Origin of the sequence: Sphingomonas sp. GM_Shp_2 (assembly GCF_026540875.1) — a bacterium.
In the GTDB taxonomy this organism is placed as follows: domain Bacteria; phylum Pseudomonadota; class Alphaproteobacteria; order Sphingomonadales; family Sphingomonadaceae; genus Sphingomonas; species Sphingomonas carotinifaciens.
The window spans coordinates 1-1,657 of sequence record NZ_JALNUQ010000095.1 but is presented as its reverse complement, the minus strand read 5'-3'; the positions used below and the strand labels follow the sequence as shown (position 1 = coordinate 1,657).

Genomic DNA, 1,657 nt, shown 5'->3' with positions numbered 1-1,657 from the left:
GATCCAGACCGTGCGAAAACTCGCGGTCATGAAGCCGCCCGTCGTCCTTTTGGTCAGAGGGGCAGAAACCGCTGATATGTTCGGGTTTCCCGCTGCATCGGGGTCAGAACGGCTTCATGAGCACGATATCAGGCGCCGTGCCGGCCTATATGGCAGCGTGGCTCAGGCTTGTACCGCCCGGATCAGCCCCTGTACGCCGACGAGATTGATCGCCCGCCTGAGGTTGTAGGCGAGCGCCGTCAGGCTGAACTCGCCGCGAACCTTGTCGAGCCCACGCATCAGAAAGGCGCCCTGGTTCATCCACTGCTTGATGGAGCCGAAGGGGTGTTCGACCGTCTCGCGCCGGATGTTCAGAATGTCGGGTCGGGCGGCGAGGCGTATCGCCATGCGGTCGAGCACCGCCTCGCCCTCCCAGCGCGTGATACGGCGGAAGTCTCCGCGGGCACACTGTGCCTTGAGTTCGCATCCGCCACAGGCCCGCGGGTTCGAATATTGCACGATGATGTGACCGCCCTGGAGCCAGCGGTAGCGTGTATCGAGGCGCTGGTCGCCGGGGCAGTGATAGCAGTCCGCCGCTTCATCGTAGCGGAACCGCTCCTTGGGAAAGCGACCGTCGCCGACCGCCGTGCCGCGCTGGGGGCGGGCAACATAGGGCGTGATGCCGGCTCGTTCGCACGCGGCAATGTCCTCGCCCATGTAATATCCCATGTCGGCGACCACATCGATCCGGTCCACGCCAAGCAGGTCCTTGGCCGCCCCCGCCGTCTCGGCCAGAAAACCCAGGTCGCTGCCAGCATTGGTGACGTGCTGTTCGACGATCAGCTTGTGCTTCGCATCGACCGCGACTTGGGCGTTGTAGCCGACGCCGACCTTGGGATGGGCCGCCATCGCACGCGCGTCGGGATCGGTGAGCGATATCTGGCTCTCGCCACTGGCCTTCAGCTGCTCCAGCATCGCTTCTGAGACCTGGCGCTGCTCGCGCACTCTGGCGATCTTCGCTGCCAGCGCCTCGCTCCGTCTGGTCGTGCCCGCCTCCTCGCCACGGTCAGCATCGTCGAGCTGCGCGAGATACTTCTCCAGCCGCTCGTCAGCGGATTTGATATACTTGTCGAGCTTGGCCTTGGTGAAGTTGCGTGTCCGGCTGTTCACCGCTTTCAGCCGCGTGCCGTCCACCGCCAGCAGCTCGCGTCCGAACAGGTCGAGCTTGCGACAGAGCACCACGAATGCGCGGAACGCCGCCTTGAACGCGGAGCGGTTGTCGCGGCGGAAGTCGGCGATGGTCTTGAAGTCGGGCCGCAGCCCGCGCAGGAGCCAAATCAGTTCGAGATTGCGCGTCGCCTCTGCCTCAAGGCGCCGGCTCGACCGCACCCTGTTCAGGTAGCCGTACAAGTACAGCTTGAGCATATCGGCCGGATCGTAACCCGGTCGGCCGGTGGCCTTGGGCCGCGTCCGAAGGAATCCTGCCTCGACCAGATCAAGATCTTCGACGAAGGCGTCGATGAAGCGCACCGGGTTGTCCGCCGACACGTAATCCTCAACCGATGCCGGCAACAGCAGCGCCTGGTCGCGCGCGTGACCCTCGATATACGCCATGCCCGCAGCATACGCCCATCAGCGCGACGGTGGAATCGCACACGCGAGTTTTCGCACGGTCTGG

The 1,657-nt window shown here is 64.6% G+C and carries 1 protein-coding gene; it reads right to left on the bottom strand.

The window, feature by feature from the left end:
• Window positions 1-162: 162 nt before the first annotated feature.
• Window positions 163-1,593, bottom strand: a complete 1,431-nt coding sequence (locus OXR08_RS18560; RefSeq protein ID WP_267352128.1) for an IS1182 family transposase — start codon at window positions 1,591-1,593, stop codon at window positions 163-165.
• Window positions 1,594-1,657: the final 64 nt, after the last annotated feature.

Excerpts from the sequence above, each read along its gene's own strand:
- OXR08_RS18560 (WP_267352128.1), bottom strand. The coding sequence starts at position 1,593 with ATGGCGTATATCGAGGGTCACGCGCGCGACCAGGCGCTGCTGTTGCCG.